At 69.0% G+C, this 24,194-nt stretch carries 20 protein-coding genes; 16 read left to right on the top strand and 4 right to left on the bottom strand.

Features of this window, described 5'->3' with window-relative positions:
* Window positions 1–39: 39 nt before the first annotated feature.
* The 3 genes from KEG57_RS01905 (at window position 40) to KEG57_RS01895 (ending at window position 3,152) form a co-directional block, all read left to right on the top strand.
* Window positions 40–1,371 carry a DUF6688 domain-containing protein gene (locus tag KEG57_RS01905; RefSeq protein WP_272418361.1) on the top strand — a complete coding sequence of 444 codons (1,332 nt, stop codon included), beginning with the start codon at window positions 40–42 and terminating at the stop codon, window positions 1,369–1,371.
* 82 nt (window positions 1,372–1,453) lie between these two features.
* Complete coding sequence (locus tag KEG57_RS01900; RefSeq protein WP_272418362.1) at window positions 1,454–2,662, top strand: hypothetical protein; 1,209 nt, start codon at window positions 1,454–1,456, stop codon at window positions 2,660–2,662.
* A gap of 112 nt (window positions 2,663–2,774) precedes the next feature.
* Window positions 2,775–3,152 (top strand): hypothetical protein, encoded by a 378-nt coding sequence (locus tag KEG57_RS01895; RefSeq protein ID WP_272418363.1) that lies wholly within the window; start codon window positions 2,775–2,777, stop codon window positions 3,150–3,152.
* A gap of 357 nt (window positions 3,153–3,509) precedes the next feature.
* Here KEG57_RS01895 and KEG57_RS01890 read toward each other — a convergent pair whose 3' ends face one another.
* The gene (locus tag KEG57_RS01890) at window positions 3,510–5,378 is read right to left on the bottom strand and encodes a radical SAM protein (protein ID WP_272458043.1); all 1,869 of its coding nucleotides are present in this window, start codon (window positions 5,376–5,378) and stop codon (window positions 3,510–3,512) included.
* 227 nt (window positions 5,379–5,605) lie between these two features.
* On the opposite strand from KEG57_RS01890, the gene KEG57_RS01885 reads away from it, so the two are divergent.
* The 9 genes from KEG57_RS01885 to KEG57_RS01845 all read left to right on the top strand — a co-directional run bounded on the left by KEG57_RS01885 (window position 5,606) and on the right by KEG57_RS01845 (window position 15,960).
* Window positions 5,606–7,783, top strand: a complete 2,178-nt coding sequence (locus KEG57_RS01885) for a HEAT repeat domain-containing protein (protein WP_272458041.1) — start codon at window positions 5,606–5,608, stop codon at window positions 7,781–7,783.
* A gap of 17 nt (window positions 7,784–7,800) precedes the next feature.
* Entirely contained in the window at window positions 7,801–8,052 is a 252-nt protein-coding gene (xseB, locus tag KEG57_RS01880) for an exodeoxyribonuclease VII small subunit (RefSeq protein WP_272418366.1), read from the top strand.
* An 11-nt stretch (window positions 8,053–8,063) separates the two neighbouring features.
* Window positions 8,064–8,792 carry a competence/damage-inducible protein A gene (locus KEG57_RS01875; RefSeq protein WP_272418367.1) on the top strand — a complete coding sequence of 243 codons (729 nt, stop codon included), beginning with the start codon at window positions 8,064–8,066 and terminating at the stop codon, window positions 8,790–8,792.
* A 401-nt stretch (window positions 8,793–9,193) separates the two neighbouring features.
* Window positions 9,194–9,943 carry a hypothetical protein gene (locus tag KEG57_RS01870; protein WP_272458040.1) on the top strand — a complete coding sequence of 250 codons (750 nt, stop codon included), beginning with the start codon at window positions 9,194–9,196 and terminating at the stop codon, window positions 9,941–9,943.
* Window positions 9,944–10,055: 112 nt separating this feature from the next.
* Window positions 10,056–10,781: a RadC family protein gene (gene radC / locus KEG57_RS01865; protein ID WP_272458038.1), complete on the top strand. Its 726-nt coding sequence runs from the start codon at window positions 10,056–10,058 to the stop codon at window positions 10,779–10,781.
* Window positions 10,782–10,881: 100 nt separating this feature from the next.
* Window positions 10,882–12,453 (top strand): L-piperidine-6-carboxylate dehydrogenase, encoded by a 1,572-nt coding sequence (gene amaB, locus KEG57_RS01860; RefSeq protein ID WP_272418370.1) that lies wholly within the window; start codon window positions 10,882–10,884, stop codon window positions 12,451–12,453.
* A gap of 2 nt (window positions 12,454–12,455) precedes the next feature.
* A complete protein-coding gene (locus tag KEG57_RS01855) occupies window positions 12,456–13,799 on the top strand; it encodes a PQQ-binding-like beta-propeller repeat protein (protein ID WP_272458036.1) in 1,344 nt (447 codons plus the stop codon).
* Window positions 13,800–13,971: 172 nt separating this feature from the next.
* The gene (locus KEG57_RS01850) at window positions 13,972–15,402 is read left to right on the top strand and encodes a PPC domain-containing protein (RefSeq protein ID WP_272458035.1); all 1,431 of its coding nucleotides are present in this window, start codon (window positions 13,972–13,974) and stop codon (window positions 15,400–15,402) included.
* A gap of 66 nt (window positions 15,403–15,468) precedes the next feature.
* A complete protein-coding gene (locus KEG57_RS01845) occupies window positions 15,469–15,960 on the top strand; it encodes a hypothetical protein (protein WP_272418373.1) in 492 nt (163 codons plus the stop codon).
* Window position 15,961: 1 nt separating this feature from the next.
* On the opposite strand, the gene KEG57_RS01840 is transcribed toward KEG57_RS01845, so the two are convergent.
* Both KEG57_RS01840 and ppk2 read right to left on the bottom strand, forming a co-directional pair.
* The gene (locus tag KEG57_RS01840) at window positions 15,962–16,408 is read right to left on the bottom strand and encodes a hypothetical protein (RefSeq protein WP_272418374.1); all 447 of its coding nucleotides are present in this window, start codon (window positions 16,406–16,408) and stop codon (window positions 15,962–15,964) included.
* 746 nt (window positions 16,409–17,154) lie between these two features.
* Window positions 17,155–18,168 (bottom strand): polyphosphate kinase 2, encoded by a 1,014-nt coding sequence (gene ppk2, locus KEG57_RS01835; protein ID WP_272418375.1) that lies wholly within the window; start codon window positions 18,166–18,168, stop codon window positions 17,155–17,157.
* Between the two features lie 53 nt (window positions 18,169–18,221).
* Here ppk2 and KEG57_RS01830 point away from each other — a divergent pair, with 53 nt between their 5' ends.
* The 3 genes from KEG57_RS01830 (at window position 18,222) to KEG57_RS01820 (ending at window position 22,760) form a co-directional block, all read left to right on the top strand.
* A complete protein-coding gene (locus KEG57_RS01830; RefSeq protein ID WP_272418376.1) occupies window positions 18,222–18,608 on the top strand; it encodes a hypothetical protein in 387 nt (128 codons plus the stop codon).
* Between the two features lie 103 nt (window positions 18,609–18,711).
* Window positions 18,712–20,937 carry an ATP-binding protein gene (locus KEG57_RS01825; protein ID WP_272458033.1) on the top strand — a complete coding sequence of 742 codons (2,226 nt, stop codon included), beginning with the start codon at window positions 18,712–18,714 and terminating at the stop codon, window positions 20,935–20,937.
* Window positions 20,938–21,002: 65 nt separating this feature from the next.
* The gene (locus tag KEG57_RS01820) at window positions 21,003–22,760 is read left to right on the top strand and encodes a C25 family cysteine peptidase (RefSeq protein WP_272418378.1); all 1,758 of its coding nucleotides are present in this window, start codon (window positions 21,003–21,005) and stop codon (window positions 22,758–22,760) included.
* Window positions 22,761–22,800: 40 nt separating this feature from the next.
* Here the strand turns inward: KEG57_RS01820 and KEG57_RS01815 are convergent, their stop codons facing one another.
* Window positions 22,801–23,607 (bottom strand): CPBP family glutamic-type intramembrane protease, encoded by an 807-nt coding sequence (locus KEG57_RS01815; protein WP_272418379.1) that lies wholly within the window; start codon window positions 23,605–23,607, stop codon window positions 22,801–22,803.
* A 164-nt stretch (window positions 23,608–23,771) separates the two neighbouring features.
* Between KEG57_RS01815 and KEG57_RS01810 the strand changes: the two genes are divergently transcribed.
* Entirely contained in the window at window positions 23,772–24,167 is a 396-nt protein-coding gene (locus KEG57_RS01810; protein ID WP_272418380.1) for a bactofilin family protein, read from the top strand.
* The last annotated feature ends 27 nt before the right edge of the window (window positions 24,168–24,194 follow it).

The raw sequence follows: 24,194 nt of genomic DNA, 5'->3' as shown, positions 1-24,194 counted from the left end.
GCTCGCAGGGCACGAGGTACGATGGGTCGCGGAGAGCGCATGGATTCCGAGGAACACGAACGCGACGAGGAGCCCGAGGCGCCGGCCGAAGACAGGGCCCCGCCGAGCCCCGAGATGGTCCCCTTCGCGCCGCCCGAGGCTACGCTCGCGGCGCCCGAACCGACGCCCTCCACGCACAGCCGACTCGCGGACGCCGCGCTCGTGATGTTGCTCGTCATCGGGTACGTCTCGCCGACCGTCGCGGCTCTCGTCGCGCTTGCCACGGGAGCCCGCGGCCTCGCGTTCATCTGCTTCGGGATCGCGGCCGTCGGCATCGGGATCTGGGCCGTCATCAGGCTCTACCGTCGCACCCGAACGCACGGGCGGGGCGCGGCTCTGGCGTGGGCGGATGTCCTCGTCCTCGGCATCCTCCCCGCGTGGGGGCTGCTCTACAACCACATCGTCAACGCGACGTGCCAGGTGATCGAGTGCGAGGCGAGCGGCGAGGTTTTCCGCCCGCTCGCCGAGCCCGAGGTCTTTGGCCTGCTCGCGTTTCACCTCGTGACGGCGCTCGCGTACGTGGTCTCGCGGCGCAGGCGCGCGGCGTTGCACCCGCCGATGGCCGAGCTTCTCGTGCACGCGGGCATGCTCGCGGGAATGGCCATCCACGTGCTGCTCGCGGTGCATTTCGGCAAATGGGTGCTCATTGGCGTGGTGTTCCCGCCGGCCTTCTTGCCCTGTTTGTCCCCGGTCCTGACCGTGATCCTCTACGGCGCGGAGCTTCGCCACCGCCTGCGCCTGCGCGGCGCGGACGCGCGGGCGATCGGAAAGCCGCTCGCCGTGTATCGCGAAGGCCCGGAGCAAACCTTCCTCCCGGAGAGGATCCACCACCCGACGCTCCTCCGCGCCCTCGCCCTGTCTCCGGTCGTGCTCGGCGTGCACGCGGTCCTCCAGGCGGTTTGGCTGGGCCATGCGGCGGGCGCGCTCCAGGTCTTCACGCGGACGTGCGACTACACGCTCTCGCGGCTCCCGGTGGAGTTGCTCCCCGGCGATTGCCATTACCTCTGCACCGTGGCCGCGCGCGGCCATTCCTGGCTCGTGCGCCCGCTCCGCATGGGCCGGCGCGGCGGCGTGCCGATCGTCGTGAACCGGCAGCTCGCGGTGGCGAACGCGTTCGAGGACCTGCTCCACGAGCGCTGGCCCCGGTTCGGTCGTTTGGCACGACGCACGTACGACCTCCTCGCCCGGCCCGTGTGCAACTACCTCCGCCCAGCGTGGGTCTCGGACGTCGTGTACCTCTTCATGAAGCCGGCGGAGTGGGTCTTCTACCTCGTGCTCGTGCTCCTGGATCCGCGGTCGCCGGAGACGCGGATCGACCGGATGTATCGGTGATCCGTTTGGGGCGAAGAACCCCGGGGACCAACATCGCCCCCTTTTCCCCGAGGTTTCACCTGGGCTAACCTACGCCCGCGTCATGCCTTTCTTCTCTTCGCGACTTGCCACGGGCCTCGCGCTCGCCGCGTCCCTCGTGGCGCGTTCGGCCGCGGCCATCGAGCCTGATCCCGTGCCCTCGCTTGATCTGCGCGGGTACCGTCCTTCCACCGATCCCGCCGCGGGCCTCTTCCTCGAACCCGTCTCCACGCCGGCGCACGGCGACTGGAACGTCGCCGTCTACGGATCGTATGCGTACAAATCAATCACGCTTCGCGATCCCGTGACGAACGAGCACGCGTTCGACGTCCTGACCCATCAGCTCACCGGCGACCTCGTCGCCAACATCGGCGCCCTCGGCCGCCTTTCCTTCGGCGTCAACCTGCCCTTCGCCCTGTACCAGAAGGGCAACCCCCCCGACTTCGACTCGATCGCTACGCTCGGACCGACGAACATCCCCGAGCAGGCCCTCGGCGACCTCGCGTTCACCGGCAAGCTCGTGATCGTAAAACCCACCGGCGGCGACCTCGGCGGGTTTGCCCTCGGCCTCCACGAGCGGTTCACCGTCCCCACCGGCGATCGGGGCTCCTTCCTCGGCGAAGGCGCCATCACCAGCACCACGCGCCTGCTCGCCGAGTACCGCCTCCTCGTCCTCGGCTTCCACCTCGCCGCGGGCGTCAAGCTTCGCGCGGAGACCGAGAATTTCGCCTGCGCGCACGTCCCCGTCACCGACCGCCCCTACGGCTGCCGCCAGCGCATCGGACACGAGCTCCCGTTCTCCTTCGGCCTCTCCTTCCGACCGCAAGCCCTCGGCATCGACGAAGCTGGGCGCTTCACCGTGTTCGTCGAGACGAACGGGCACGTGCCGGTCTACCCCATGGTGCCCACCCAGAACCGCACCCTCACCGCGTTCGAGGCCGCGGTCGGGGCGCGGGCGCAGCTCGGGGATTTTTCGATCCTCGCCGGCGCGTCGCGCGGGTTCTTCGGCGGCATCGGCACGGGGCCCTTGCGCGTCATGCTGGGCATCGGCTGGGCGCCGCGCGTGCGCGACGTCGACGAGGACGGCGTGCCGGACGAGGCCGACCAGTGCCGCGAGCTCGCCGAGGACAAGGACGGCTTCGAGGACCAAGACGGCTGCCCCGACGGCGACAACGACGACGACGGCGTGCCCGACAACGAAGACAAGTGCCCCAAGACCAAGGAAGACGAGGACGGCAAGGACGACGACGACGGCTGCCCCGAGCCCGAGTGATGTGAGTGGCCCTTGGACGGAATAATCCTGGGAGGGAAGAATCCGTTGGGGTCGATGAAGTAAGGTGGTTGACGGGCGAGGTGTCCCGTAGGATGCTGGGTGGTCTGCCTCGATGGCGCAACACCGCTTCCACTTCACGACGACTTCGCCCGATCGGGTCACGATCGAGATCGGCGGTGCGCTCGGGGATCTGATCGCGGAGGAGCTCACGGCGAAGACCGTGGAGGCGCTCGCGAACCAGACGACCACGAAGTTCGTGCTTCTGGACATCCGCGGGCTCACGGATTTCACGGTGATGGCGCGCGTCGGCCTCGGCACGTGCCAGAAGCTCCTCCGGCGGCGGCAGATCCGGACGGCGTGGCTCGTCTCGACGCCGCGGCAACACGGGCTCGCCACGCTCGTCACGTACAGCGCCGCCGATGACGGGGCGGGCGTGTTTCAGACGCTCGCGCAGGCCGAGGCGTGGTTCGCTGCGAAGAAGTCTACGTGAGCGAGCCGTTCTCCCGCGAGGGCTGAGCATGGGTCTCATCGCGAGGCGTCGCGCCGGGGCGCTGCCCCGGGCCCCGCGGGGGCTATTCGCCCCTCGACCCGAACCAGGGCAAGCCCTGGACTCGGGGTGGAAGAACTGCGCGATGCGCAGTTCTTCCAACAGGCCGCTGGGATCGCCCCGCCCGTCGAGACGTCAGCGCTGCTGTCGCCCGTCTCGACCGGGCCTGCGCGATGAACTGCGCACCGCGCAGTTCATCGTCCTGGGTCCAGCCCCTGGCTGGTCCGGGTGCAGGGGCGGACAGCCCCTGCTGGGGCCTGGGGCAACGCCCCAGCGCAGCGGCGTCGACATCTCAGGACACTAGGACGGCACGATCGGCAAGCGGACGGCCTTCTTCCGCTCCTGCTTGGCGAGATCGTGCTCCTTCACGGTGAGGGCGTTCTCGAATTCGGGCAGGGGCAGGTCCTTGTTCTTTGCGTAGATCGGGTGCCTACCGTATTTGCGGTACCACTCGGCGACCGTGGCGTTCGCCTTGATCTTTTCGAGCACGTTGCGCCAGCCGACGCCCGTGTTGTAGGCGCAGAAGCTGATCTCGCCCATCTGCGTGCCGTAGGGGATGATGCACATCTCCGTCCGGCGGAAATCGTAATTGAAAAGGTCCTGGAACCACATGCCGGCGACGAAGAGCACCCGCCACTCGTAGTCCTTCGCGTCGTTCTCGCCCGCGTGCGCGGCGCCCGTCTGGCTCATGAACTGCTTCACGAGCGTCTTCACGTCGAACCCGGGCGGCGCCATTTCCGGCTTGTAATGGCGGAGGATGCTCGTGAGCACCTGCGCCTTCGTCCATTTCGAGCCCCGGCCCGCGTCGAAGATCGTCCGGAAATCCCGCAGGATGCCTTCCATGTCGAGGAACTCGAGCAAGGGGACCATCTGCTTCGTCTTCTTGTTGACGAAGAGCACGGTGCCGATGCCGCAATTCGGGTGACATCCGCAATTGAGCTGGCCGAAATCCTTGTCCGGGCCGTCGAGCAGATCGACGACGTCGCCGAACGGCGAGAGCGCCGAGAGCGGGAACCAATCGCGCAAGGGCTCGGTGACGCCGGTCTGCGCCGCCACGTCGCGCGCCAGATGGCTCAGCGTGTACCGTTGCTTTTCGCGCAGCTCGTCGGAGATGTCCTCGTCGCGGCCGGTGAAGCTCACCGGCTGGAAGCTCACGACCGTGACCTTGTCGGCGTTCTCGATCGCGAACTGGATGATCGGACCGACCATGTCGTTGTTCACGCCATTGACGACCGTCACGACGAGGATGACGTCGATGCCCGCCGCCGCGAGCTCCTCGATCGCCCGGAGCTTCACGTCGTAGAGGTTCGCGATTTTGCGGTGGCTGTTCGCCTCGTTCGTGACCCCGTCGAACTGGAGATAGGCCATCCGCAGGCCCGCCTCTTTGCATTGCTGGGCGAAGCCGGGCTCCTGGGCGAAGCGCAGGCCATTCGTCGCGCATTGCACGGCGAAATAACCCTTCTTGCGGGCGTAGCGGATCGCGTCGAGGAAATGGGGCGAGAGCGTGGGCTCGCCGCCGGAGAACTGGATCGACATCTGCCGCCGCGGCCGCACGTCGGCTGCGTCGTCGAGGATCTGCGTGATCTCCTCCCAGGAGAGCTCGTGCACGTAGCCGACCTGATTCGCGTCCATGAAACACGGATCGCACATCATGTTGCAGCGATTCGTGAGATCGACCGTGAGCACCGAGCCGCGGCCGTACTTGATGGAGCTCGATCCATGCTGGTGGATACGGTCGGGCGTCATCACCACGTCGCGACCCTGGAAGAGGCTCTCGATCCGCTCGAGGAATTTCGGATCGATCGAGAGGACGTCGCTCACGCGCCCGTGCTTCGGGCACTCCTTCTCCATCCGGATCTGGCCGTCGCGCTCGACGATGTGCGCCTTGATCTCGCCGGGGCTCTCCGTGACGAGCTTCGTCCAGTCCGCGTCGCCGCGCAGGATCTCCGCGCGCGCCTCCTTGACGCACGTGGGGCACAAGCTGTCCGTCATCCGAGGCCAGCCGAGCGGCGGCTTCGTCCGCTCCTTGCCGCGCGGGATGGGGCGATCGCTCCATCGAGGCTTGAACGGCACGGGCTCCGGGCCGAGCGTGTTCAGCGTTTGCATCACCGACCAGGCCCGATTCGCGGAGGCCGTGACGAATTTCTCCAGATGGCGCACGGACAACATCGGTGCTGTTTTCCTCCTCGGCCCCCCCGAAGAGTGACGTAACGTAGTTGCTGCCCGCCGGGCCGACCAGCAATTTCGTTTCGTTCTGTCGATACGGAATCGTACGCGGGGCGTCATTTGGGGCCTGGCGAGCTATCGAAGGATTCACCCCCGAACAACCGAACGGTTCGACGCGCTGGAGGATGAGGCGTGACAACCCGGCATCCCTCGTCGATAGTGGCGCCTCGATGTCGCGCTGCTCCCGGGCTTTTACCGCGCTCTCCTTCGCGCTCTCCTTCGCCGCGTCTTCGCTCGTGCCCGTGGCGGCGAGCGCGCAAGGGATCGCGGTGGGCGTGGCGCGCAGGGCCGAAGCCGACGACGACTACGGCGAGCTGTCCGCTCCGAGCCGAGGGACGCTGCGTGGTCTGTTCGGCGTACCCGTGGCCGAGCGGCTGCTCGCGGCGGGGTCGGTCGAGGAGCGGCTGCGCGGCGTGCGCAGGCTCGGCGCGATCGGGACGCCCGAGGCGATCGACGCCCTGACGAACGCGTTCGAGCAGTCGTCGCTCCTTTCGCGCGACGGGCGCACGCGGCTCGAAGGCGTGCGGATCCTCGCGGCGCACGCCGATCGCGAGGCGGTGCGGCCGCTGCTCATCCGTGAGCTGACCGAAGGCGGACCCGAGGCGCGCGCCGTGTCACACGGAGGGCTCGCGCGCGGGGCCGCGGCGCTCGCGCTCGCGAGGAGCCGCGACAAGAAGGCCACGTCGGCGCTCGTGAGCGCGGTGCTTCAAGGCGGGCCGGGCGGAGAGGCGGCGTCCGCGGCGCTCGTGGTGTACCCGCCGGTGTCGATCGCTCCGCTGCTCGAAGGGCGTCGCCGGATCGAGCCAGCCCTCGCCGCGCTGCTCGGCGACCTCGGTGATGTGCGGGCGATCCCGCGGCTGCGGCAGGCCCTCGAGGACACGGATCCGGGCTTTCGCGCGGCCGCGGCGCTCGCGCTCGCGCGGCTCGGCGATACGAGCGCGCAGGTCGCGGCCCGCTCGTGGGTGAAGAGCGACGACGTGAAGCAAAAGCGCGCAGGCGCCGAGGTGCTCGCGCGGCTCGGCGTGGACGGCGCGGCCGAGGCGATCACGGCGCTGCTCGCAGCAGGCCCGACGCGCGTCGACGGCGTGCGCCTCGCGCTCACCGCGCCCTCGCCGGCGCTCGTCAAACCACTCGTCGCGGCGCTCGATGCGCTCGACGGCGACGATCGGGAGCAAGCCATCGCGGCGATCGGTCGCGCGGGCGGGCCGGAGGCCGCGGCGGCGCTGCTCGCGCAGCTCGGCAAGCCCGAGCATGCGACGGCCGCGGCGTTCGCGCTGGCACGGATGCCGGGCAAGGAGGCGCGCGCGGCCCTCGAACGGGCGCTCGGGAGCACGTCGGCGAAGAAGGGCGCGCCGCGCCGGCTGATCACGCGTGCGGCGCTCGTGCGCGCGCTCGTGCTCGGGGACGAGCCGAGCGGCCTCGGGGAAGCGCTCGACGCGATGGCGAACGAGAAGGAGCCGGCCGACCGCGCGGTGAGCGTCTTCGGCCGGGTCGCGACGGGCCGCACGAGCGTGCGCGCCGCGCTCGACGCGGCTTGCCCCGAGAAACGCCCGTGCGACGTGGCCCTCGTGGCCGCCGTGGCGCGCGCCTCGCTCGCGCGCGCGGCCACCGGCAAGGACGAGGCGCCGGCGGAGCTCTCGCGCGTGCTCGGCGCGAAGGCGGCGGGCAAGGGGGACGCACCTTCGGCGATCGAGGTCGCGGCGGGCGTCGCGCTCCTCGCCGATCCGAGCGGCACGGGCCTGTCGACGGCGCTGCTCGCGCGCTGGGCCGAAGGGGAGAGCCCGCTCGCGCCGCTCGCCGCGCGCGCCTTGCCGAGCCGCGACGACGAGGCGATCCGCGCCCGCATCAAGCGCCTGCTCGCGGGCACCGACCCGGTCATCCGCGCGCACACGGCGCTCGGCCTCGCGCTCGACCCCGAGCCGGACGCGACGTCGTTGCTCGCAAATGCCTACCGCTTCGAGGACGATCCGACCGTGCGCCGCGCGGTCGTGCGAGCCCTCTCCGCGCGTCGCGAGCCCCTGCGCGCGGCGACGCTCGAGCTTGCGCGCGACTTCGATCCGGACGACCAGGTCCGTGCTCTCGCGCGTGCGGCCTTGTCCGGCCGCACGCTTCTCCCGACGCTGGCCGTGACGGGCGGCCCGGTTGCGTGGATCTCGCTCGTGGCGAACGCGCCTTCGGCGCTCCCGTCGATTCAGGGACGCGCGGCGCGGCTCGTTCGCTCCGACGGCGTGGCTGTGCCGATCGTGGCGGATCCGGACGGCGTGGTGCTCGTCCCGGGCCTGCCGGACGGCCCGGCCGCGCTCACGCTTGCGCCCGAGGCCATCCCGGGGGACGCTGGGTCGCCATGAGCCAAGAGACGGCTTCGATGACCAAGCCTACCGGACCGGAGCAGGTGTCTGCGCTCTCGTTCGAGGAGTCGACGCGGAGGCTCTCCGCGATCGTGGAGGAGCTCGAAGGCGGGGAGCTCCCGCTCGAGCGATCGCTCGCGCTCTTCGAGGAGGGCGTTCGCCTTGCGCGTGCGGCGAAGGAGCGGCTCGACCGGGCCGAGCGTCGGGTCGAGGAGCTCCTCGGCGTCGACGCGCAGGGCAAGCCCATCGTGCGCGAGTTCGAGAGCTAGGAGCATTTTCCGTGCGAACGGCGGCGGCGCTCATCATCGGCAACGAGTTGCTCAGCGGCAAGATCGCGGACGCGAACGTGGTCGTGCTCGCGCGGGCCCTGCGTTCGCTCGGCGTGGTCCTTCGGCGCGTGGTGATGGTGCTCGACGAGATCGACGTCATCGCCGAGGAAGTGCGGACGCTGTCGAAAACGCACGACTGGCTCTTCACCTCGGGTGGTGTCGGCCCGACGCACGACGACGTCACGATCGACGGGGTGGCGCGGGCGTTTGGCACGCACGTCGTGAGCGAGCCGTCGATGGAGTCGATGCTGCGGACCTACTACGGCGAGAAGCTGACCGAGGGGCACCTCTTGATGGCGCGCATGCCGCATGGCGCGCGCCTCGCCGCGTCGAAGTCGATGCCGTGGCCGACGGTGGTGATGAACAACGTGTGGATCCTGCCGGGCGTGCCGGAGATCTTCCAGGCGAAGATCCCGCTGATCGCGGAGGAGCTCGGCGCGGACAAGCCGTTCATCTCGCACGCGGTGTTCACGACGCTCGACGAGGGGACGATCAAGCCGATGCTGGACCGCGTGGTCTCGGAGCACCCGGACGTGGAGGTCGGCTCGTATCCGCGGTGGAGCGCGGTCGAATATCGGACGAAGCTGACGTTCGATGGGCGCGACGCGGAGAAGGTGCGGACGGCGCGGGATGCGTTCGCGGCGAGTTTGCCGGAAGAGGCGGTTGTTCGGGTGGAGTGAGGGATCCACGCCCCGAACCTCAACGCGTATCGGTTCCGGCCCTCCCCCCCACGACCGGAACCTCAACGCGTATCACTTCCGGTCCTCCCCCCCACGACCGAAACCTCAACGCGTATCGGTTCCGGTCCTCCCCCCCACGACCGAAACCTCAACGCGTATCGGTTCCAGTCCTCCCCCCCACGACCGGAACCTCAACGCGTATCGGTTCCGATCCTCCCCCCCACGCCCCGAACCTCAACGCGTATCGGTTCCAGTCCTCCCCTGGACCTCCCGCACCTCAACGCCCGGCACCCTTCCAGCACCCACGCACGTTTCCGTCATGACTACGCCAGCCCGGCGTCCGTCCCACCCTCCGCTGCACCCCACACGTCCCCCGGCTCTGACCGGGAGGAGGAATCCGGATGCCTCGCTCGTTCTCGCCCATCCAGCTCGTCTCCTTGCCTCGCATGACCGCCGTCTCCACCGCTCGCCTCCTCGCCGAGCTCCTCGAGACGGCCTTCCGTGAGCCGATGCTCCCCGCCCCCATTGCCGACGATCGCACGACGCTCTCCGCCCTGCACGAGACCCTCCAGGTCGAGCTCGGCAAGCGTGTGGTCGCGGAGGGCGAGGCGCCGCCGGTCGTCAGCGTCGTCGATCGCATCGAGGACAATGCGTTCGGCGCGCTTTCGGATTGGCTCCTTTCCTTCAAGCGATTGCCGACGGAGCGTCATCCCGTGGCCGCGGACGCCGCGATGGTGCACGACACCCTCTTCGGCCAGGGACTCGGCTTCCTCAGGCTGCGCGCCGCCGACGAGTGGCAGGAGGCCGAGACGCGAATGCGAATCCTCAAGGAGAAAGGGCTCGACGTCGTGATCGAAAAGCTCGGAGGGAAGCCTTTCCTCGACGAGCTCACCTTCGCACACACAGCGTACGGAGAGGCACTCGGGATCACGAAGCCCCGGCCCGCGTCCGATCCGCCCAGCTTGGGCAAGGCCCAGAGCGAGGCGATCGATGCCCTGCGGAGTTACGTGCTGCGCGTCGCGGCGCACGTACGGGAGAACGAGCCCGCCACGGCGGAGCTCGCGGAGAGGCTGCTCGCGCCCCTCGCACAGTGGAGGGACCGGCCTTCGAAGAAACGCCGAAGCGCGAAAGCGGACGATTCCACGCGCTGACGGACCCCCCCACCCCCTGGCGGCCGCCAGGCGGATGTTTCGTTTCGCCACCCCCTGAGCCCTCCCATTGCCGCGAAGAACCGCGCGGCCTGGATCCTGCTCCAGCCGGGGCATGGACGCGATGCTCGAACTGGCGACGGCCAGTGAAACCCTCTTCGAGCCGATGCCGCTCGGGCCACGCGGCCCCCGCGAGCGCGCGCTCGAAGAGGGGATCTTGATGCTCTCGGACGCCGATCTGCTCGCCATCGTGCTCGGCACCGGGCTCGTCGGCTGCTCCGTCTTTCGCCTCGCGAACGAGCTGCTCGATCGGGTCGGCGGGCTCGAAGGGCTCGGGCGCCTCGGGCCGTCGGCGATCGCCGAGATCCCCGGCGTGGGCACCGCCAAGGCCCTGCGCCTCCTGGCCGGGCTCGAGATCGGACGGCGCTCGCTCATGCGCTCGATCCGGCCGCGCCCCGCGGTCTGCAACTCCGCCACCGTGGCCGCGTGGTTCACGAGCCGCCTCGCCTGGCGCGAGTACGAAGAGCTCTGGGTGATCTCGCTCGACGGCCGCAACGGCCTGCGCAGCGCGCGCCGCGTCGCCCAGGGCGGCGTGCACGGGCTCGGCATCACCTCGCGCGACGTCCTGCGTGTCGCCCTCCAGGACACCGCGGCGGCCCTGATCCTCGTGCACAACCACCCGAGCGGCGACCCCACGCCCTCGGACGCCGACGTGGCCATGACCCGCAAGGTCGCCGAGGCCAGCAACGTCGTGGGCGTACCCCTGCTCGATCACGTGATCGTTTCGAGCACGGGCGACTACTGCTCGATGCTGGACCGCGGGATCCTGCCCTTCGAGTGAGCCGTCGGGTTCGTACGGTCGCTCCCGTGGGGCACCAAGGTTCGCCGAGATCTTCCCTTTCGTGCCGGGATGATCGGACACTCGCACGTGGAGCTCCCTGATGCATGAACTGCTCTCCCGGCTCGGTCTCGCGCGCGACGAGAATTTCGGCGGCTTCGACGGCGAGCACTGGCTCGGCGAAGGCAAGCCCATCGACGTGATCACCCCGATCGACGGCTCGCGGATCGCCTCCGTGCGCCCGATCCACCGTGGCGAATACGAGCACATCGTCGCCCGCGCCGAGTCCGCCTTCCGTACGTGGCGCGAGGTGCCGGCGCCGAAGCGCGGCGAGGTCGTGCGCAGGCTCGGCGACGCCCTGCGCGCGCGCAAGAAGGACCTCGGCGCCCTCGTCACCCTGGAGATGGGCAAGATCACGGCCGAGGGCGAGGGCGAGGTGCAGGAGATGGTCGACGTCTGCGATTTCGCCTGCGGCCTGTCGCGCCAGCTCCACGGCCTCACCATGCACAGCGAGCGGCCGCGGCATCGCATGTACGAGCAATGGCATCCGCTCGGCGTCATCGGCGTGATCACCGCCTTCAATTTCCCCGTGGCCGTGTGGAGCTGGAATGCGGCGATCGCGGCCGTCTCTGGCGACACCACGGTCTGGAAGCCCTCGCCGAAGACCCCGCTCACGGCCATTGCCACCACGAACATCGCGGCGCGCGTCTGCCGCGAGAGCGGCGTTGATCCGGCCATCTTCTCCCTCGCCTTCGGCAGCGTCGAGGACGTCGGAGAGCCCATGCTCGCCGATGCACGATTGCCGCTCGTCTCGGCCACGGGCAGCACCCGCATGGGCCGGCGCGTCGCCGAGGTCGTCGGCCGGCGCCTCGGCCGCACCTTGCTGGAGCTCGGCGGCAACAATGCGCTCCTCGTGACGAGTCATGCCGACCTCGACCTCGCCACGCGGGCCATCCTTTTCGGCGCGGTCGGCACCGCCGGGCAACGTTGCACCTCGACCCGGCGCATTCTCGTGCACCGCTCGGTCCGGGACGAGCTCGTCGCGCGGCTCGTTCGCGCGTACGCCTCCATCAAGATCGGCGATCCACGCGAGCCCGGCACGCTCATGGGGCCCCTCGTCAGCCACGACGCCGTCGCCGCCATGCAATCGGCCCTCGCACGGCTGAAAGAGGAGGGCGGCGAGGTGCTCTACGGCGGCGCGCCGCAGGTCGGCCCCGCGTTCCCCGGCGGGCATTACGTCGAGCCTTGCATCGCCGCGGCGAAAAACGAGTATCGCATCGTGCAGGAGGAGACGTTCGCGCCGATCCTCTACGTCATCGAATACGGCGGCGCCTCACGGCCGAGCGATCACGCGACGCTCATGCGCGAGATGCGCGAGGCGATCACGCTCCACAACGCCGTCCCGCAAGGCCTCTCCGGCTCGATCTTCACGCACCACCTCATCGAGGCCGAGGCCTTCCTCTCCCACGCCGGCAGCGATTGCGGGATCGCGAACGTCAACATCGGCACGAGCGGCGCGGAGATCGGCGGCGCGTTCGGCGGCGAAAAAGACACGGGCGGCGGACGCGAGAGCGGCTCCGATGCCTGGAAAGCCTACATGCGACGACAAACCAACACCCTCAACTGGGGCATGGACCTGCCCCTGTCGCAGGGAATTGCCTTCGGGGAGCCCTGAGCATGCCGCGCCTGCCTCTCACCGAACCGGAACTGCTCTTTTCGAGCCAGGCCCCGCGCCCCTGGTCGGGCTTCCTCGAGCGGCCCGTCGTGACCGAGGAGGGCGTCCTCCTCGCGGGCGACGACGCCTCCGCCGTATGCGTCGACGCCGCGACCGGACGCACCATTTACACGCTCCACGTCCCGCTCGAAACCACCGACGCCTACACGGGGCTGCCAATCCCCTGGAACGACGGCCGCGCGCTCGTGCCGGTCTACCAGAAAGACACCTCGCTCAAGGTCTATGACGTCAGCCCCGCCGGGGCCATCGGCCTCGTCGATTCGCCCGGCGCCGAGGAGGAGGCCCGCGGCAACGACATGCGCATCCTCGCGAGCGACGCGGGCTGCAAGCTCTTCTTGATGCCCCTCGCCCGCGCGGCCGACGATCATTACCTGATTTCGTGGCTCTACCGCCAGGTCCGGTTTTACCGCACCGAATGCCGCTCCTTCACGCGAGGCCTTCGCTGGGGCAGCGAGGAGGCCATGCTCACCACCACCGCGGACGTCGTGCTCGGCGTGACCGCGCCCGTGCGCGGGACCGACGATCGGGGGACGCTCGTCGCGAGATCGGCCAAGGATGGCGAGGTCCTCTGGTCGCTCGGCGCCCGCAGCCGCACCGTCGCCGGGGCCGGCGCGGGCATGTTTTTCCTTCTGGATCGATCGGCCCGCGTGGCCGAGGACGCCGCGCGCAAGATCGCTTGCGACGAGGAGCTGCTCGAAGCGCTCGCCGAGGAGCCGGCGCTCATGGGAGAGGCCCTCCAATCGCTCCTCCGCGGCTTGCTCGCGCAGCGGCCCGTCCGCGCGCCCTCGCGGATCGCCGCGCTCGACGCCGAGACGGGGATCGTCCGCTGGGAGGCGCAGGTGCCCGGGGACGTCGTCTCGATGGGCGGACCGGGCGGGGGCGTGCTCGCGGCCGTGGGCGTCGAGGGCACGGCCGCGCATCTGTACCGGTTCGACGTCGAGACGGGCGCGCCGCGGGGCGCCTCGTCGCTCGGCACGGGCTGGCCCGGCTCGCCCTTCGATCCGTGGAGCGGGCGCCTCTCGTTCGAGCTCTGGTCGACCGAAATGCCGGCGATCGTCGCCGTCGACGAGCACGCCATTGCCTGGTCGAGCCCCGAGGGCCTTTTCGTCGAGCGCCTCGAAGAGCCGTTCACCCGGCTCTGGCGGTGGACCTTGCCGGCCCCTTGCCGCGCTTTCCGCCCTCGCGTCCTCGACCGCGTGCTCAACGAGCCGGCCATCAGCGTGGGCGATGGCCGCATCTACCTCCGCGACAGCTGGAGCCTCTGGGGCATTGGCGAGCGTCGGTAGCGCTGCCGACGTTCTTGCGTGTTTCACGCGGCGAGTTTTGCGCCCGAGGCCGGAAAATCGGCCAATGCTCCCATTTATTCGCGGGCAAACGCTCGTTCAAGCTTGATCGGGCTGCACGCTCGAATCACGTTCGGCTCCATCCGGGGGGGAACTTCAACCGGATGGAAGACAAATGATTGCACGCCGTGAATGGTCTTACTTCGTCGCCATGGCTCTCGCCGCCGTGGCGTATGGTTGTCAGGGAGAACAGGGCGAGACCGGAATCGACGACGCGGCGGATCCCACCGCGTCCGAGGCCGAAACGTCGGCCGATTCCGAGGGCGCCGCGTCCGCCGAGGTGACCGACGAGGCGCTCCTCTCCGCCTTCGGGGATGGCCAGCCCGAGGCGCCGGGCTCCTTGCGGGTTGGCAGTGGGGATCTCGAGCCGAACGATGCGAGCGCGACCGCCCAGCAAGCGCCGCTCGGCGTCACGAACAACCTCTCCATTACCAAGGGCGATGAAGACTGGTATCGTGTCGTCGTGCCCGCGCGCACCATCGCGCGTGTCGGCATCGAGATGAATCACGCGGCCGGGGATCTGGATCTCGTGGCGTATGATGCGCAGGGACACTTGCTCGGCTCCCGCAACGGCGCCGAGTACCCCTACACGTGGCGCGGCCAGGAGACGAACAGCGAATATTATGGCTTTTATTCCGAGGACGGCGGCGCGGTGTATTACGTCCGCGTCCTCGGGCATGCGGGCGCGACGAACACGTACAGCCTGCACGTCAATCATTACTCTTACGTGGACGGCCAGACCTGCACGGGCGCCGGTTTTTCCCTCGCCGATTGCGATGGGCGCGGCAGCGGCGGCAGCGGCCTGATCCCGTTCCCCTTCCCGGATCCTTCCGATTCCGTCGTCGGGGACGGGTACGACTTTGCCTCGTATTCCAACTACCGCTTTGCCCGGCGCGAGCTCGTCATGCTCGTGCGCCACGCCCTCGCCGAGACGCAGAAGGCGTTCCCGGGCACGAAGCCGCTCTCGCTCATCGACATCTGCCAGATGGACGGCGTCACGCCGGGCTACGACATCGGCGACCCGCGCCATCCGCAGAGCACGCATGATCAGGGCGGCAACATCGACATCTCGTACTTCCAGACCGACGGCTCGAACGACGCCGAGATCGTGTGCAACGACGGCGCGAACCACGCCGACGGGTATTGCACGTCCGCCGCGGCGCAGAAGCACATCGTCGATCTGCCCCGCCAGGCCTATTTCATGGCCAAGCTCTTTGCTTCGCCGCGCACGCGCGTGATCGGCACGGACACGGTCCTCGCGCCCCTGCTCCGCCAGACCGCGCAAGCGCTCGCCGCGCTCCCTGCCGGGGATCGCCGGAAGATCAGCCAGTCCGAGCTCAGCTCGTTCTCGAGCCGGCTCGCGTATGGCTCGGGGTGGCCGTACCACCACCACCACATTCACCTGAGCCTGCAATGGCTGCCGCAGGGCAGCAGCGCGCGTGGGGGAGAGCCGATGCCGCTGTCGGCGCCCGCGCCGTTCCACACGCTGCAGGCGCCCGGCGAGTCTGTCGATTCGCTCGACATGGCCTGGCCGCCGCGCCCCTGAGGCGCTCCGATCGCAGAGGCGCGGCGAGGGCTTTTCTTTCGCCCGCGCCTCTGCGATCGTCCTTTCATGACGGATGCCCGCATCCCGCTCACCGCCGAGGACCGCGTCCTGGTCTCGACCCAGCTCGCGAGCCGGCGCTCGGTGGCGAACCGGTTCGCGACCATCGTTGCGATCGCGACCGCCGTTTTCCTTCTGAAACTGGTCGTGAGCGTGCGCGGGGGCAATGGGCCCGCCCTGGCCGGCCTCGGGATCGCCTTCGTGATCGCGATCGGCCTGCTCGTCTGGTATTTCGGCTATCGCCTCGTGTCCCGCATCACCGCGGACCTCGCCGCGGGCGAGAAGCGGGCGATCACCGGCAAGATCGAGGACATTTCGAGCACCGGCAATGCGTACGGCGAGACGATCACGTACGTCACCGTGGGCGGCGAGAAGTTCGTGACGCGCGGCCGGTTCTTCGACAGATGCCGCGGCGGCGAGCCTGTCGTGCTGGAGATCCTGCCCCGCTCACGCGTGGCCATCCGGGGCCGCGTGCTCGAAGCCGAGGGCGCGTCGATCTGAATCAGGACGGTTCGTGGTTGTCGTCGTCGCCGAGCTTGCGCCAGCGGGCGAGGTCACGCGCGCCGGCGACGTTCTTGTAGCCGAGGAAGCAAAGCGCGCCCGAGAGCAGGAGGGAGCCCAGCGCCGTCGGGTGAAAAGTCTCCACGCCCGTGACGATCGCGGGCAGGCCGGTGACCGCGCCCATCGCGATCGACGTCGCGCCCCAGCCGAGGCTCGGCTTGCCGCGCCCGAGGTGCACGAGGTTCTTCACGATGACGAAGACCATCGCGCCCCAGACGACGAGGTGCACGACGACGAGGACGATGGCGAGGAGGACGAGGGCCTCGAGGAGGCGCTCCAGCTCCCGACCGTTGCACCCCGGCAAGAGGGCCATCGAGGCCACGAGGGCGGCGAGGATGGCGGCGCGGCGGGGGTACGAGGAGCCTTCGTGCTTGGTACTTGGGACCATGTTCGTTTGCGGCTCCCACTGAGCAAGAACCGCTCCCGCGACGAACGGGCCCTTTTCCGCGGCTTTTTGAGGCTCGCGCGGCTCGAAGAGCGCAGCGCCTTGCGCGATCGCCGCGATACGCGCTTCGCACGCGGCGCGTCGTTTACCCAGACAACCTGCGTCCAACGCAATGCGCGACGCTGTGCTTCGGGTTACCATTCTGACGCGAAGGCAAAAAAAGAGCGCCTACTCGACGGCGGGGGGGGGGACCGGAGCAGGCGCTCGCGTAGAGATAGAGCAACCTCTGGGCCAGGTACTTCCTGACCTGATTTCGAGGGGTTAACGCAACCAGGCCCCCTCAGCCCTTCAACCCTGCAACCACGAGCCGACAACCATGCAGGACCGGAGCTGGCTGCGGACGCCCACGAGGCGCACGCGAGGGCCGGCCGGACGCGCGGGTCAGGCGGCTCAGGCAGGCCTTTGGCTGCGGCACGGACGGAGGCGCGAGCGGACAGCCGGGAAGGGCGTCCACGGGCTCGCGCTGCGGCGTCTCGGCTGGCAGCGGACAAAAAAAGAGCGCCTACTCGACGGCGGGGGGGGGGACCGGAGCAGGCGCTCGCGTAGAGATAGAGCAAGCGCTGGGCCAGGTACTTCCAGACGTGAATTCGCTGGGTTTGCGATCAGGCGGCCCCCTCGGCATCGCATCGGTGAAATTCCTGATGACGAACCTGCAGGGGACGTAGGTGGTGGACCCTACGGACGCCGGATCAGTCGACCTTGGGGGCGGCGCGGTGGAAGCGCATCACGACGTTCGGGTCGGGGACGAGCGAGATGCCCGCGTCCTTCTTGCCCCTGTACTCGAGGATCGACAGCACGTGCCGGATGCTCTCGAGCCGCGCCTTCCGCTTGTTGTTGGCCTGCACGATGATCCACGGGCTGAAGCTCGTGTGCGTCCGGCCAAACATGCTCTCCTTGTACCGCGTGTAGCTGTCCCAGAGCGCCTCGGCTTTCCCGTCGAGGGGCGAGAGCTTCCATTGCTTGAGCGGGTTTTTTCGGCGTGCTTCGATGCGCGCGCTCTGGATCTCCTTCGAGATCGAGAACCAGAACTTCACGAGCACCACGCCGTCCTCGACGAGCATGTGCTCGAACTCCGGCACCTGGCGCATGAAGCGCTCGTATTGCTCCTGCGTGCAAAAACCGTTCACGGGCTCGACGACGGCGCGGTTGTACCAGCTCCGGTCGAAGAACACGATCTCGCCGCGGTTCGGGAGCTGGCGCATGTAGCGCTGGAAATACCATTGCCCCGTCTCCTCGTCCGTCGGCTTGGGCAGCGCCACCACGCGCATCGCCCGCGGGTTCAGGTACTCCGTGAAACGCCTGATCGTGCCGCCTTTGCCCGCCGCGTCGCGCCCCTCGAACACGACCGCGATCCGCCTGCCCTCCTCCTGCACCCAGCGCTGCATCTTCACGAGCTCGACCTGCAGCTTCTCCAGCTCGTTCTCGTAATCGACGGCCGCCTTGATGCGTCGGGCGTCCACGTTCTTCGAGCGCAAGAGCTGGATGAACTCGCGTGACGAGTGCAAGTCGGAGAGCTCTTCGAGCGAAAGGACGGACTCCGGCATGCTCGCCGGCGGCAGGTCGCAGAGCGCCTGCATCACGGGCCCGACCTCGCACGACACTCCGGGCGGATGAACCCGCACGCCATCCTGCTCCCCGCGCGCTTCTCGGCCCTCACCATTGCCTTCGTCCCGCCTGACCTCGCTGCTCCGATCGAGCGACATGCGCACCTCACCTCGCCTTGGTGGTCGTGGTGGCAAATGCTACCCATCGAAAGGTGAGCTGGCGCGTCGTCTTGTTCAATTTCGACGGTCACCCGCCGCCGAGCAAGCTCGTACGAGGCTTTCGGCCGAGGCCCATGGGCTCGCCTGCCTACGTCCGGGAGTCGATCTCGGCGCTGCTTTGCGACGTCGACTGGTCGGATCCGTCCCGGGCTATCTTCGACGAGGGCGAATACACGATGTGGCTCGCCTTGCCGGCCGGCGACGTCGTGGATCGTGTCGAGGTCGAGGTCGTGGGCGGCGGCAACCCCGTGCCCGTGCTCTCACATCTTTGCCAGGTCAACGGGTGGTTCGCGTACGACGTCGGCGAGCGTGTCTTTCTCGATCCCGAAGAGCCGCGGGCGAGCGGCTGGGAAGCGAGCTTGCGCGTGCCAAAGGACTGACGTGCAAGTGTGCTGTAACGACGTGCCATCGAGCTCAATCGCAGTCGCCCGCGTGCCTGCTTGACGCCGCGTCGAAATGCAATGACCCTGGGATCGGCCCCCCATGCCGGATGAGGACCCGCGAGCCCGGCTCGAATCGCTGGAGCGCGAGAACGAGCACCTGCGCCGGGAGAACCAGCGATTGCTGGAGGTACAACGCGGAGAATCCTCCGTTTCGGACGGATGCCTCCCGCCGAGCGCGCGGAGCTTGCGCCCGATCGCCGAGGCGCTGCCGCACCTCGTATGGATCTGGGGTCCGGACGGGGTCGAATACTACAATCGTCGATTCGTGGAGTATACAGGCCGGACGCTCGAGACCGGACGGAAGGTGAGCTGGCTCGAGTGGGTTCACCCCGACGACCGGGAAAGGGCCGGGCGCGCGTTCGGACGTTGCCAGCAGACAGGCGAGATTTTCGAGTGCGAGGAGCGGATACGCGGGATGGACGGCCAGTATCGCTGGTTTCTCTCGCGCGCCTGGCCTTTGCTCGGCCCGGACGGACGCCCCGAGCGATGGTTCGGCGCGCTCACGGACATCGACCAGCAAAAGCGCAACGAGGCGACCCTTGCGAATCTTTACGAAACGGCCGAGCGTGAGCGCAAGCGCATGGAGCGGCTGCAGGCATTCACCGCGGAGCTCTCGGCCGCGCGCACGATCCGCGAGGTGATCGACGCGACCGTGATCGAGGGGTGCGTGTCGTTCGGAGCCTCGCGCGGAGTGTTCGCGAAGGTCGTGGCGGAGCAGGGGGTTTTGGAGATCGTACGCCTTTGGGGTTTTTCCGAGGAGATGCACGCGATCTGGCATGGCCGGCGTTTGCCGCTCGTCGAGGAGCTGCCGCTGACCGACGCGGCGCGCACGGATTCTACTGTTTGTCTTGGCAATCGTCGCGTGATCGAAGCGCGTTATCCTCGATTCGCGGGGCGCGTCCTCGACCTTTCGGCGATGCTCGTCTTGCCGATCCGCGCGGGCGGCAGCCAGCTCGGGGTGCTCGGGCTCCTGTACGATGGTCCGGTCGAGTTCTCGGACGACGACGATCACCGGGAAATGCAGACGTTCGCGCGGCTCGCGGGGCAGGCGCTCGAGCGGGGCCAGCTCTTCGACACGGCCAAGGCCGAGATGCGGCGCGCGGAGGAGGCGAACCACGCGAAGGACCTCTTTCTCGGAATGATGAGCCATGAATTGCGCACGCCGCTCACGGCCATCCTCGGCTGGGCGACGATTCTGCGCGCGAGGACGCCGCCGCCGGAGACGCTGGCGAAGGCGCTGCAGGTGATCGAGCGGAACGCGCGGGCCCAGGCGCAGCTCATCGACGATCTCCTCGACGTGACGAAAATTCTCGCGGGATCGCTGCGGATCGAGGTGCAAGAGGTGGAGCCGATCGCCGTGATGGAAAAGGCGATCGACGACATGCGGGAGGCGGCGACGGCAAAAGGCGTGGAGCTCATCCGGGCCCTCGACACGGGCGTTCGCCCGCTGCGCGCCGATCCGGCGCGGCTCCAGCAGGTCGTGTGGAACCTGCTCTCGAATGCGGTGAAATTCACGCCGGCCGGGGGGCAAGTCTTCGTCTCGTTGCTCGGCGACGACAGCCATGTCGAGTTTGCCGTGGAGGACACGGGCAAAGGCATTTCGGCGGCGTTTTTGCCGCATGTGTTCGAGCCCTTTCGCCAGGCGGACGTGGGCACGACGCGCGCGCACGGCGGGCTCGGGCTCGGGCTTGCGCTCGTGCGCCATCTCGTCGAATTGCACGGGGGCGTGATCGAGGTGACGAGCAAGGGCGAGGGCAAGGGCGCGCGTTTCGTGGTGCGGCTGCCGCGAAAGCAGGATTCGCTCGTGGTGTCGGAGGGCGCGTCCTCGTTTTGGGGCCTCGGGAAAGCGCCAGGTCCGAGCCTCGAAGGTCACCGGATCCTGGTCATCGACGACGAGCCCGACGTGCTCGAAATGCTCTCCTCGTATCTGTCGAGCCGTGGCGCCACGGTCCTCGTGGCCGGCAGCGCCGCCGAGGGACTCGGGAAAATCAAGGAAGCGCGGCCGGACATCGTGATTTGCGACATCGGCATGCCGGGGCAGGATGGGTACGGGTTCATCGAGGAGCTTCGTAACTCGTCGCCCGCGGAGGGAAGCGCGACGCCGGTCGTCGCGCTCACGGCGTACGCGCGCCCCGAGGACCGGAATCGCGCGATCTTGCATGGATTCGACACGCACTTGGCGAAGCCGCTCGATCCGGGCGAGCTCGCCAGCGTGATCGAGCGGCTCTCTACTTCAAAGGCGGCTGTGCGATCTCGCGCAAGTTGAGCCCGCCGGGGTACCCATGAACGGGCCCTTCCCGGAAGGCCGCGGTCCCAGGTAGACTGCTTGTGATGCGTGTTCGTCGTTTCGCGCTCGTCGCCCTGTTCCTCGGGCTCGCAGGCTGCGGCGCGGCCGCCCCGGCGAACCCTTCTGCGTTCCCGGGAAAGGCCGCCGCGACGAAGGGACGCGCGGACGTGGAGTACGTCGCGATAGGTCCTCGCGCGCTGCTCGAAGGAATCGAGCCGCTGCTCGTGCACCGCGAGGCGCGGGGCCTCCGGGTCGCGCGGGTTTCGCTGGAAGAGATCGCCCGGCCGAACGGCGGCGGCGCGCCGTCGCCGGAGCAGATCGAAGGGGCGATCCGGCAGGTCGCGTCGCATGCGGGGAAACGACTTCGGTTCGTCCTGCTCGTGGGGGACGCGCCGGGGTATGGCGAGTCACGGGGCGGGTCCTCGTTCGTGCCGACGTTTTACCGGACAAAGATTCACTACGAGAACGAGGACATCGAGGAGTATGCGTTCCTGGAGGCGAATCTACGGGAGGAGGATCGCGGCCTCCTGCGTCACATGGAGGGGAGTTATGCGACGGACTTCCCGTATTCCCTCGCGCACATTGGTGCGCCCGGACAACCAGAGCTCTCGGCCCAGCGCGCGCCCACGGCGCTCGCGGTGGGGCGGGTGCCGGCGCGGACCGCGGACGAGGCGCGCGATTTCGCGAAGAAGGTGGTCGCGTACGAGACAGCGCGCCCCGAGCGCGCGTGGCGCCGCAGCATCACGCTTTTCAGCGCACCAGCGCGTTTTGGCCCGGTCGCCGATCTCCTGATCGAGAGAAGGATGACGCGTATCCTGGACGATCAGGTCCCGTACGACTGGGACGTGGACATCGTTTTCCCGAAGGCAGGGTCGCCGTACGCGTATCCCTTTCCGGAGCTTCGCCATCGGCTCGTCGAGCGGCTCGACGCGGGCGCGCTGATCGCCGGCTACGTCGGCCACGGGTCGCCGATGTTCCTCGACTCCGTCCGCTTCAATGGCGCTCGGTACAGCACCGGGAGCATCCTGGATCTGGAGCACCTGCGTATCCCCGATGGCAAGCCGTTTTTCGTGGCGATCACGTGCAGCACGGGGTTTTTTGATCTCCGAAACGGGCGCCGCTCCGTCGCGGAGGCCCTCGTCATGAATCCGGAGGGCGTGATCGCCGCGTTCGCGTCGAGCCGCGAGAGCCATCCTTATCCGAATGCGCTTTATGGAGAGGCGATCGTGCAGACGTTCGTCGAGGAGCGCGCGCCGACGATCGGGGAGGGGATCGTGACGGCGAAGCGGAGAATGCGCGAGGGCGAGGTCCCGCTCGCGCCGCTGCTCTTTCAATCGGACCCGGAGGAGCTCGCGGAGGAGCACCTCGGCCTCTACAACCTGCTCGGCGATCCAGCGACGGTGCTGCAATACCCGGCGAGCGCCAAGGTGTTGCTCGAAGGCGGCCCCGGGCCGCGCGCGCCGTCCGCCGATGTGGTCGTCTCGGTGGATACGCCGTCGATTCCGATGGGGAAAGCGCTTTTCACGCTGGAGACGAAGCGCAGCGTGGTGCGGACGAAGGTCCCGGGCGAGGCGGAGCTCGAGTCGATGCCCGAGGAAGCGGCGTGGGAGGCGTTGCGAAAGACCTACGCCGCGGCCTCGGACAAGGTGATCACGCGCATGGAAAAGGCCGTCAGCGATGGACGCGCGGAGTTTCTCGTGAGGTTGCCGCTCGACCCGGGTGATTACGTGATCAAGGTGTTCGTCGCGGGCAGTGGGCAGGCGGCCGCGGGGCACGCGCGGGTCCAGGTGGCGAAGCCGTAGGCACGGGCGCTGTCGCAATGCATGACGTTGGACAGCGCCTCTACGCGTCCGCTTTATCGACCGCTCTCGCCGGAAGGTTCTTCCACGCCGCGATCGCCATCCCCACGGCGACGGCCGCGGCCACGAGCGCCACCACGCCCCGCGCGCGCGGCCCGTCTCCGAGCAGCCCGCTCTTCCACGTCACGTCGACGAGCCCGCCGCGCAGCCCCACGCCTGCCAGCAGGATGAAGCCCGCGTGCGCCGCGACCGACGCCCACGCGACGCCCGTGCGCACCCAGAGCACCGCGAACAGCGCGCCCTGGGCGGCCGCGAGCACGAGCGCCTCCCATGACGCACCCGGCACGAGCGCGAGCGCCGCTGCGCCCGCGAGCACCGCGTACCCGATCCCGAAGCGCGTCCCGAGCCCCGCGCGCGCAGCCACCACGAGCGGCAACCCCCGGTAGAGCAGCTCGTCCCGCGTCGCCACGGCCGCCGCGCGGAGCAGGGCAAACCCGAGCGAGCTCGACGGGCTGCCCAGAGAGACCGAGGCAAACCCCGCGAGCACGGCCACGAGGAGCGGCACGGCCACGAGCACGAGCGCGACGCCGAGCCCGAGCCCGATGCCACGGAGCGCGCGTGCTCGTGGCTCCTTGCCGGTGCTCGGATCCGGGTCCCAGCGCACGCCGGCGCGGTACGTCCCGAGGTCCACGATGATCGCGCCGACGAGCGCAGCGACGAGCGGATTGCGACCGACGACGACCTCGGCGAGGCGCACGGCGGCCGCGGTGCCGAGCAGCCACGCGGAGCCCTTGGCGATCTCGCGCAAGGCGGAGCGGGATGCGTCGAGCCGTACGGTCGCGGAAGGCACGGGCCGCATGGTGGCATGTTTCCGCGAGGGACGCTTCGCTTGCCGCGGCGTGCGTGGCCCCGACAGACAGGCGTTGCGGGCCGGATCGCCTTGGAGTAGCTTGCGCGCGCTTTCCGCCCCGCGCGTGTTTCGCCGTGGCGGACGCGAACGTGGAGAAGAGGTCCATGGTCCGAGCGCCGGCGATGCAAGAGAACGATCTCGATACGAGCGGCTCCGTGCTCGGGCGCGGCACGCGCGTGCGTGGCCGCGTCGTGGGCGAGGGAGATCTGCGCGTGGAGGGCCACGTCGAGGGCGGCGTGAATCTCACGGGCGAGCTCTTGATCGAGGAGGGCGCCGAGGTGACCGGCGATGTCGAGGCCGCGGTCGTGACGATCGCCGGCACCTTGACCGGAGACGTCTCGGCGCGTGGTCCCGTGGCGATCCGCGCGTCGGCGAAGGTCTCGGGCAACCTCGGCGGCACCGAGGTGAGCCTCGACGAGGGCGCCGAGTTCTCCGGGCGAATCGAGGCGGATTTCGAGCTGCCGGCCGAGCTCACAGAGGGCCGCGCCGGCGGTCGGTGAAGGTTTTTCCGAGGAACACGAACGTGC

The organism is Polyangium jinanense (assembly GCF_028435365.1).
This window is presented reverse-complemented; position numbering and strand designations above follow the sequence as displayed.

Excerpts from the sequence above, each read along its gene's own strand:
- KEG57_RS01905 (WP_272418361.1), top strand. The coding sequence starts at position 40 with ATGGATTCCGAGGAACACGAACGCGACGAGGAGCCCGAGGCGCCGGCC.
- KEG57_RS01900 (WP_272418362.1), top strand. The coding sequence starts at position 1,454 with ATGCCTTTCTTCTCTTCGCGACTTGCCACGGGCCTCGCGCTCGCCGCG.
- KEG57_RS01895 (WP_272418363.1), top strand. The coding sequence starts at position 2,775 with ATGGCGCAACACCGCTTCCACTTCACGACGACTTCGCCCGATCGGGTC.
- KEG57_RS01890 (WP_272458043.1), bottom strand. The coding sequence starts at position 5,378 with ATGTTGTCCGTGCGCCATCTGGAGAAATTCGTCACGGCCTCCGCGAAT.
- KEG57_RS01885 (WP_272458041.1), top strand. The coding sequence starts at position 5,606 with ATGTCGCGCTGCTCCCGGGCTTTTACCGCGCTCTCCTTCGCGCTCTCC.
- xseB (WP_272418366.1), top strand. The coding sequence starts at position 7,801 with ATGACCAAGCCTACCGGACCGGAGCAGGTGTCTGCGCTCTCGTTCGAG.
- KEG57_RS01870 (WP_272458040.1), top strand. The coding sequence starts at position 9,194 with ATGCCTCGCTCGTTCTCGCCCATCCAGCTCGTCTCCTTGCCTCGCATG.
- radC (WP_272458038.1), top strand. The coding sequence starts at position 10,056 with ATGGACGCGATGCTCGAACTGGCGACGGCCAGTGAAACCCTCTTCGAG.
- amaB (WP_272418370.1), top strand. The coding sequence starts at position 10,882 with ATGCATGAACTGCTCTCCCGGCTCGGTCTCGCGCGCGACGAGAATTTC.
- KEG57_RS01855 (WP_272458036.1), top strand. The coding sequence starts at position 12,456 with ATGCCGCGCCTGCCTCTCACCGAACCGGAACTGCTCTTTTCGAGCCAG.
- KEG57_RS01850 (WP_272458035.1), top strand. The coding sequence starts at position 13,972 with ATGATTGCACGCCGTGAATGGTCTTACTTCGTCGCCATGGCTCTCGCC.
- KEG57_RS01845 (WP_272418373.1), top strand. The coding sequence starts at position 15,469 with ATGACGGATGCCCGCATCCCGCTCACCGCCGAGGACCGCGTCCTGGTC.
- KEG57_RS01840 (WP_272418374.1), bottom strand. The coding sequence starts at position 16,408 with ATGGTCCCAAGTACCAAGCACGAAGGCTCCTCGTACCCCCGCCGCGCC.
- ppk2 (WP_272418375.1), bottom strand. The coding sequence starts at position 18,168 with ATGTCGCTCGATCGGAGCAGCGAGGTCAGGCGGGACGAAGGCAATGGT.
- KEG57_RS01825 (WP_272458033.1), top strand. The coding sequence starts at position 18,712 with ATGCCGGATGAGGACCCGCGAGCCCGGCTCGAATCGCTGGAGCGCGAG.
- KEG57_RS01820 (WP_272418378.1), top strand. The coding sequence starts at position 21,003 with ATGCGTGTTCGTCGTTTCGCGCTCGTCGCCCTGTTCCTCGGGCTCGCA.
- KEG57_RS01810 (WP_272418380.1), top strand. The coding sequence starts at position 23,772 with ATGGTCCGAGCGCCGGCGATGCAAGAGAACGATCTCGATACGAGCGGC.